The sequence below is a fragment of the Bartonella sp. AA89HNZF genome, from assembly GCF_042196905.1.
In the GTDB taxonomy this organism is placed as follows: domain Bacteria; phylum Pseudomonadota; class Alphaproteobacteria; order Rhizobiales; family Rhizobiaceae; genus Bartonella.
In genome coordinates this window covers 69,332-76,962 of record NZ_JBHIRD010000007.1, presented here as the reverse complement: position 1 = coordinate 76,962, position 7,631 = coordinate 69,332, and the positions used below count along the sequence as shown (strand labels likewise).

Annotated in this window: 7 protein-coding genes, 1 tRNA gene and 1 pseudogene; 4 read left to right on the top strand and 5 right to left on the bottom strand. The window is 38.5% G+C overall.

The window, feature by feature from the left end; translation table 11 throughout:
- Positions 1-731: 731 nt before the first annotated feature.
- Positions 732-1,022: a hypothetical protein gene (locus tag ACFIN0_RS04965; RefSeq protein WP_375702043.1), complete on the top strand. Its 291-nt coding sequence runs from the start codon at positions 732-734 to the stop codon at positions 1,020-1,022.
- Between the two features lie 458 nt (positions 1,023-1,480).
- On the opposite strand, the pseudogene ACFIN0_RS04960 reads toward ACFIN0_RS04965, so the two are convergent.
- From ACFIN0_RS04960 to ACFIN0_RS04945, 4 genes and pseudogenes are all read right to left on the bottom strand, one after another.
- Positions 1,481-1,720 (bottom strand): annotated as a pseudogene (locus ACFIN0_RS04960) (DnaJ domain-containing protein); the annotation flags it as partial.
- A gap of 436 nt (positions 1,721-2,156) precedes the next feature.
- Positions 2,157-2,462, bottom strand: a complete 306-nt coding sequence (locus tag ACFIN0_RS04955) for a hypothetical protein (protein WP_375611649.1) — start codon at positions 2,460-2,462, stop codon at positions 2,157-2,159.
- A 250-nt stretch (positions 2,463-2,712) separates the two neighbouring features.
- A complete protein-coding gene (locus ACFIN0_RS04950; RefSeq protein WP_375610856.1) occupies positions 2,713-3,246 on the bottom strand; it encodes a hypothetical protein in 534 nt (177 codons plus the stop codon).
- A gap of 94 nt (positions 3,247-3,340) precedes the next feature.
- Entirely contained in the window at positions 3,341-3,715 is a 375-nt protein-coding gene (locus tag ACFIN0_RS04945; protein ID WP_375646226.1) for a hypothetical protein, read from the bottom strand.
- 839 nt (positions 3,716-4,554) lie between these two features.
- On the opposite strand from ACFIN0_RS04945, the gene ACFIN0_RS04940 reads away from it, so the two are divergent.
- Complete coding sequence (locus tag ACFIN0_RS04940; RefSeq protein WP_375621487.1) at positions 4,555-4,743, top strand: hypothetical protein; 189 nt, start codon at positions 4,555-4,557, stop codon at positions 4,741-4,743.
- A gap of 1,151 nt (positions 4,744-5,894) precedes the next feature.
- Here ACFIN0_RS04940 and ACFIN0_RS04935 read toward each other — a convergent pair.
- Positions 5,895-5,969 (bottom strand) — tRNA-Thr (locus ACFIN0_RS04935).
- Between the two features lie 172 nt (positions 5,970-6,141).
- Between ACFIN0_RS04935 and ACFIN0_RS04930 the strand changes: the two genes are divergently transcribed.
- Together ACFIN0_RS04930 and murA are read left to right on the top strand one after the other, a co-directional pair.
- On the top strand, positions 6,142-6,294 hold the full coding sequence (locus ACFIN0_RS04930; RefSeq protein ID WP_375607050.1) for a hypothetical protein: 153 nt from the start codon (positions 6,142-6,144) through the stop codon (positions 6,292-6,294).
- 159 nt (positions 6,295-6,453) lie between these two features.
- The coding region (murA, locus tag ACFIN0_RS04925) for a UDP-N-acetylglucosamine 1-carboxyvinyltransferase (RefSeq protein ID WP_375702042.1) at positions 6,454-7,631 on the top strand (1,178 nt) is incomplete at its 3' end.

The window sequence follows — 7,631 nt, the reverse complement described above, 5'->3', positions numbered from 1 at the left end:
AAAGCGGGGAGCTTGAAGCGCATGCAAGGCGTATGCCGGAGGGCAAAACGAGAATGGGAGTAAGGCCAAGTGTTTAGAGATATGGTGGCATGATTTTGGGAGCTTTTGTGGTGAGTGCTGGGGGAGTACAATGACGGGCAAGTGTTTTTTTATTGCGGGGACAATGGTGCGCGTTATGCTTTCGTTCTTGGGGTGCGCCGCTTGGGAGGGGCTTAGCTGATATGGAAAAGGAGGGGATGAGAAACTTGTGGGGAGGAGGGATGTTGGGGGGGGAAACTTGTTGGGGAAAATGTTGGTGATTGGCTGGTTAAAAGGGAGGACGAGTGGGGGGAGGAGGAGAGCTTGAAGGCGTATGCAAGGCATATGCTGGAGGGGAGATATGAGGTGTGGAAAAGGGGGCATGAAGAAAAGAGCCTATATATGAGAAATTGCGGGCGCTTGTGTGTGTGGGGGAAGTTGCCGGCTGGTTCATTGGGGGGAAAAGACAATGGAGGGGGCAGGTCGTTATCCAGTGGCTTGGAGTGACACGTAAAGCATGCTAGAGAACAAAAATGAGGCTTAGGGGGAAGAGAAGCAGCAGTACAGACAGGTTCCAACCTATAAAAAGGCACGTTCAAGGAGGAAAAGAGCCGGTTTTTATTTTTTGCGGCACGCAAGTAGGGAGCTTGGAGTGATACGTAAAGCATGCTGAAAAATGGAAAGAGGTGTTTGATGGGGGAGGTCGTTAAAGCTTGTTTAGACGTATTGGGACAACGGGGAGCTTCTGGCCGCTTTTGTGGTGGGGGCGTGTTCGGGGGCGGCGCGATGAAAGTCCCCCCATGATGGCGAAGTTGCCGGACAAGTGCTTTTTCATTGGAGAGGAAATGGTCCTTGTGGTACTTTTGTTCATTAAGAAAGAGTCGTTTGAGGGGCGTTTTTTAGCCGATATGGGAAAAGGATGTAGGGGCATGAGAAAAAGTCTGTGTGGAGTCAAGTGGGCTTATTGGGGGAAAGATTGGGGGGCGGGTTGTGGAAAAAAATAGAGGGGTGGAGGAAACGGGAGAATAAGAAAAGAACGAATAGAGACATTATAATCTTTATGTTTTTCTACACTACCTTGTTATAGAAAATCAAAAATGACCACACCTTGTGAATTCACTGTGGGACTGATCTTAAAGCTCTTCAGATTTTACAAAAATAACTATCAATAGAATATGAAGGGAACGGCAATAACAGCTAAGGCGGTCATTATTGCAAATAAAAACGCCGGAATCTTTAACCTAAATCACCAAAGTATGTTAATCGGAAGAGACATTTATAGACCACTCTATTATCATTGTTTTATTAAGTTCCTCTAATCAAAATACCGAAATATAATAATGGTACCGCCAATATATATTACGAAAAATAGTATTAGAGCAATGACAAAGACAGCTATTTTTTTAAAAGGTGATATTAACACTAAACCTATATTATCTCGGCTTTTATTACTTTCAGAAGCCTTGTCATTATCTTTAAAAGTTTCATGATAGAACTGATTGTAAGCAGCTCTCTTTTGAGGATCTTTAAGAACTTCATAGGCTTCACAAATTTTTCTGAATTTTTGTTCTGCTTCGGTACTAGAATTATGATCAGGGTGGTATTGCAGAGCTAATTTACGAAAAGCAGATTTTATCTGTTTATCGTTGCATGCGTAGCTTACACCAAGAATTCCATAATAATCGTCTTCATTTACTATCATTAAATACAGCTACTTTGTGTATTGCTCTTATTTTATAAGATCGTTTAATTGATCTCTTTTGAATGTATCGACATGTGTTATTTTTATGTTAGAAATATGTTGAAAATTGTATTGAGTGGCATGGCTGTACTTGGGGCTATTGTCTCTAAATGAGAGGAGATACAGTTCAAAACGCTTAAAAATGCAGGGTGTTTTTAATATTTTAGAAATATTTTTTACAAAAATAGATTAAAAGAGAGACGATAAATCAAATGTAAAAGGGACGGCAATAATAGCCAAGGTTGTCATTATTGTAAATAAACAGGCAGGAACCTTAAATCTAAAACGCCAAAGTAAACTTATGGGAACAGACATTATCGTTGTTATTACGAATGCTACGATAAACCATTGCATGAATAATTTCATTATATTGATTTCATTATTAAAATGATTTTGATTAAGACGATTTTGTTTTAGTTCTTCCTCTCAAAACACAATCGATAATAGAAAAGCCATAATAAACAGGAAATTTTCCACCTGGACAAGCGCTAACAGAAAATTGTTCAAGCTCTAACCATTCTCTTTCGCGTTCTTTTTCTAATAGCTTCTTTTTTATTTTCTGTCTTATATATTCTTTTGAAATACAATTAATCGGAGAAGTACTTCCAACAAAAAGACCATCTGTTGTACATCCACTCGTTGTATGATGCGTAAATAAAACAGCGCTTATTACGATAGCGAAGAAAATAAAGTGTTTAAACATAAGGTATTTATTGTCGTTTGTTTCTGATGAGCTTTTATAAGTTATTTCTGTTGAATAAATCAATATGTGTTATTTTTGTGTTGGTAAAATACAACAAATTGTATGATAACGTTACTGTACTTTGGCACTCTGTATCTAAAGATGGCGATAGATAGTTCAAGATGGCGATAGATAGTTCAAAGTGCTTGAAAATACAGGGAACCCTTTGAGAAGCACTTTTCATAAAGTTATGGAATGAATAGATCAAAGTTTATGGTAATTTTGTATACTCTATGATAACTTTGTATAAGATCTCAATTTCATGATCAAGTTTCTCAAGTTCTTTCTTGTTTTTAGCTATACGCTCTTGATATGTCTCTATGTGTTTCATAAGGTTTGAGAGATCTGTATGCTCATGAGAGTGTTTTGCTTCATTCACATGTCGCATTGCATCTATTTCTAATTCTATAAGGGTGCACAGAGTATTAAATACATGATGTCGTTTTTTGATTATATTCTGCCATTTTTTTATTATATTGACATGTTTTTCATAGAGCGGTTGCGATAACTGCTGCTTGTTTTCCAAAAAAAATGTTTTTTCTATCCAGAGAATTTGGTAGAATTTTTCTTCCCACCAGCGACTTCCATTAACAAGGAAAATGCGGAAGAATCTCTCTCTTTCTGTAATTTCTTTTGAAGAGAACACTTCATTCGAATGAGTATATCCCTTTGAAGAATAAAAAAGATGCATTGTTAAAAGAGCGATAATTAAGACGCTTCTCAATAAAGACTGTTTAATTAACATTGTTTTTTATACCCTCTTTGTGCCTGATTATAGTCATTGTAAGGGGGGCTTAATGGTTCTTTAGAAGTATTTTGAAAGGCGTTTTATGGTCCGTTTAAAGATTTTTTAAATACTGCTTCCATTTTTCAAAAGTGCTATATCTTACGGGCGGTTTTACATTTTCTTTGGGCATCATGGCAAGGTATACCTCTCTAGCCATAACGCACATTGTTGCTGTGTTTCTAAAACGAGTGAGTTCATTGCCTATTATGAGCAGCTCTGTCTGGAGAGTTTGTTCTTTTCGACTAATGCCATTAGGGGAATCCAAAAATTTTTCTGCGTACGCAAACATTGGATCATCAAAGTTTGTTTCAAACTTTGCTTTGAGGAAAATATTTTCTATATAATCCCAATTTTTCCTGTATTTCATCCCGTTAGCTTTAAAATCCTTCAGTCTTGTTGGTAAGTCGTTAAAGGTAAGTGTGGGCATCGTTTTATCACCTTGCCATAAATCAAAAAAACGTCCACAAAAAACAAGCAATATGTGATAATGTTTAAAAATATTGAATTCTGGAGGATTACTGGGCAATGTTATTAAATGCCTCCAAAATTGACTTGTGTCATGGGGTATGTCTACAGTCCATTCCATATACGCTTTTAAATATTCTACCTCTTTTTTTGCTTTTTCTAATTTCTGAGAATATGCTAAAGGAGTGTAATTTTCATGGACATATTTTTGGTAAAGCTATCGTATTCAGCGATCTCGCTTACTTGAGTACAACCCAATAATATGAATACAGAAAAAAACGTTATAAATATTATGACGTACGTTCTGAATAGTAATTTCATCATTTTAACTTTTAATGATTATCATGAATATTTAATTGATTTCTGTTAAATAAATCAATATGTGTTATTTTTGTGTTGAAAATATACGTAAAAACGTATTTAATAAAAATGGTTATAATGATCATAATGTGTCTAAATAAAGGTGTGGTACTGGCTAAAACCCCGCATATGTGGGGTTTTAGCTTATTGGAGGAGATATGACAGCAGAAAATATAAGAGGATCTGTAGCCAAAATGGTTGTCCTAGGGTGGGGAGAGTAGGCAATATCCAAAATACTCCAAATGAAATATACTTGTTGTTGTACATTCACGCACTTGTTTTAATAAAGATATCTCGCTCTAAGCTCATTTCACAGCCATTTCATGCCTGGCGTTCGTAAATTTCATACTGGCGCCTGTGAATAATATCGTGAGGGGTATAACGGTCAAGCCCCGTAGATTATAAAGTCCGTAGATTATACCCCCCCAGAGATTATAAACATTGCGCACCCTATTTTTACTTTATGAAAAAGTAAGTTGGTACTATTGGGGGCCCGTTGCCAAAATTGCGGCATGGGCTGTAGCTCTTGAGACGATTCATAATCTCGTTTACTGGGAGGCTTCTTACGAAGAGATATGCTTTTCTTGGAAAGTTTCTCGCCATACGGATCTTTCTGCTTGTGAAGTGTAAGCGAAGAGGGGTGATTGATTTCAATAGAACAGAGGGAGAGAGCTTTTCGCTCTTGGGGCTCTTATGCAAGACGAATAACGCTATCCGTATCAATCAAAGTATTCGTATAAAAAAGATGCGTGTTGAAAGAGGGAGGCTTAGAGCACGTGGAAAACCATAGTGTATAAAATTGGTAATGAGGGATCTTCTTTGAAAAGGCAGGCTCTCAATTTTCTGCCATATGGGATGTCTAGTATATGGGGATGCCTGTCATATGAGATGCCTGTCATATGGGATGTTTGGCATATGAGATGTTTGCCATATGGGATGTTTGCCATATGGGAGCGTGGGGTGCTTAGTGAAAGCTTTATTGAGGGGGATTTTATCACTGTTTGGTTTTTGCTTTTGGTAAGGGGTGGGGAGAATGGGAAAGGCGTTGAGAGGAGGTTCTGGAAATGGCTCTGTTAGATTTGTTGTAAATGACGAATAGGATCGATGAAGCTTATTCTAATTTTACAGGGAATACTTGTGTTGCTTGAGATGGATAGAGAGGCTAGAAAGATAAGATTATTCGTTTTGGGGCGGATAAAGGTATCAATGGGATATGTTCAAACAATGAGTTTATAATAATTCATTATTGAGATTTAATTTGAATTTCAATGAGAGCCCGAAATAGTGTGAGATGTTCTTATTTCAACCCTTCTTATTCAGACGCTCTTATATTGAATCAAGTAAAATCGTTTGTTTGCATATTACAAACAGGGTGAGCTTGTGGGGAAAAATATTCAAGAAATAAAATATTGAAAAAATAAAAATGCTTATATCGTCTCAAGTGCCAAGAGCTGTTGCAACAGTGAGGCTTGGTAAAGACAAGGATAGGGCAAATCTTACAGAAAGGAAAGAGGGGGGAGGCAAGGAAAGGGGTGGGGGGATATTCTTTGGGGGGCGGTCAATTTCAAAAGCCGTTCGTAAGGCATTTTAGAGATTAAGCGTGGCATTGAGGCTCTTGATTTTGAAGCCATTGATTTTGAGGCTACTGATTTTGAGGCTATTGAAGCGCATGGTTTAAAGGATGGAGGATTTGATGAAGCCGATGAAGGTTGGGGGAAAAGATTTAGGCTTATAGGGAAGACTTATAAGGGCCAGAAGAGAGAGGCAAAAGAAGAATAAAATGGTGCTGCGAGAGAGGATTGAACTCTCGACCTCTCCCTTACCAAGGGAGTGCTCTACCACTGAGCTACCGCAGCCCTTTTCAATCTTTGCGCTGTCTTGTGCCATATTGTCAGAAAATAGGCAAGAGAACATTTGTATATTCTTGCAAGAAAACGTATCTTATGTCATGACATATGTTTCTTATATGCTTAAATATCTAAATGAGTTGCTTGGATAGAAGCTCAACACTGTTTAAAAGGTTGCGCAATGACACAAATGCATCAAAAACAAAAACAAAATGAAATTAATCATCAAGATGAAAAAGCAAAACGACGTCAAGAAAGATTGGCACAACAATTGCGTCAAAACCTGAAACGTCGAAAAGAGCAAAGCCGAAAAAGAGCACAACCAGAGCTCTAAAATGCAAAAAAATGTTTTTTAGTAAATTTTTGCAACCAAACTTCTCAATAATTTGTTCTCATAGTTAGAATGCGTTCTAAAACGATTAATAAAGCATAACTTCCCGAAGGGGGACAATCCTTTGGAAGGGCAGGCACAAAGGAAAAGAGGGAAAACACGATGGATTCTATTCAAATTGTTGGGGGAAAAAAACTTCAAGGAACAATTCCTATATCTGGGGCAAAAAATGCTGCATTGCCTCTTATGATTGCGGCGCTGCTGACAGAAGAAACGCTCACTTTAGAAAATATTCCGCATCTGGCCGATGTTGAATTGCTTATTCGTATTCTCAATAATCATGGTGTTGGATATGCCGTTGATGGACAAGAGTTTAACGATGAATGTGTGAATTCAAGAACAATTCATTTTACGGCGCAAAAAATAGCCACAACACGGGCACCATATGAACTGGTGAAAAAAATGCGTGCAAGCTTTTGGGTTATCGGACCTCTGCTTGCACGATGTGCAGAGGCTTATGTTTCGCTTCCTGGAGGATGCGCTATTGGAACAAGACCTGTCGATTTTATCCTTGAGGGACTTAAAACTTTAGGCGCACAGATTACTATCGAAAATGGATATGTTCATGCAAAAGCGCTAAAGGGGTTAAAAGGTGCTCACTATCGGTTCCCTAAAGTCACTGTTGGTGGAACCCATGTGCTGCTGATGGCGGCGACAATGGCAAAGGGAACAACCACTCTTGAGAATGCAGCTTGTGAGCCAGAAGTGACAAACCTTATTCGAACTCTGAATGCTATGGGGGCTCAAATAACCGGTGAAGGAACAACAACGCTTACAATTGAAGGGGTTAAAAAACTCAACGGTGCTAGAGTACGCGTTATTGCTGATCGAATCGAAGCGGGAACATATGCAATGGCTGTTGCTATGACGGGAGGAGATGTCTTTCTTAAAAATGCAAATCCTAATCATCTCACAAAAGTGCTTAAGGTGCTCCAAAAAACAGGACTCGAGATTCAAATAGAACCTCAAGGAATTCATATTAAGCGAAATCCAAAGAACACCAAAATTATGCCCGTTGATATTAAAACAGGACCTTATCCTGCTTTTCCAACTGATCTCCAAGCGCAATTCATGGCGCTCATGACACGGGCTGAAGGAATCGCGCATATTACAGAGACGGTTTTCGAAAATCGTTTTATGCATGTTCAAGAACTCAATCGCTTAGGGGCAAAGATAAAGCTTGATGGGCAGACGGCAACTGTCTATGGAACAGAGAATTTGCAAGGGGCTCCTGTCATGGCGACGGATTTGCGTGCTTCTGTTTCTCTTGTGATTGCAGC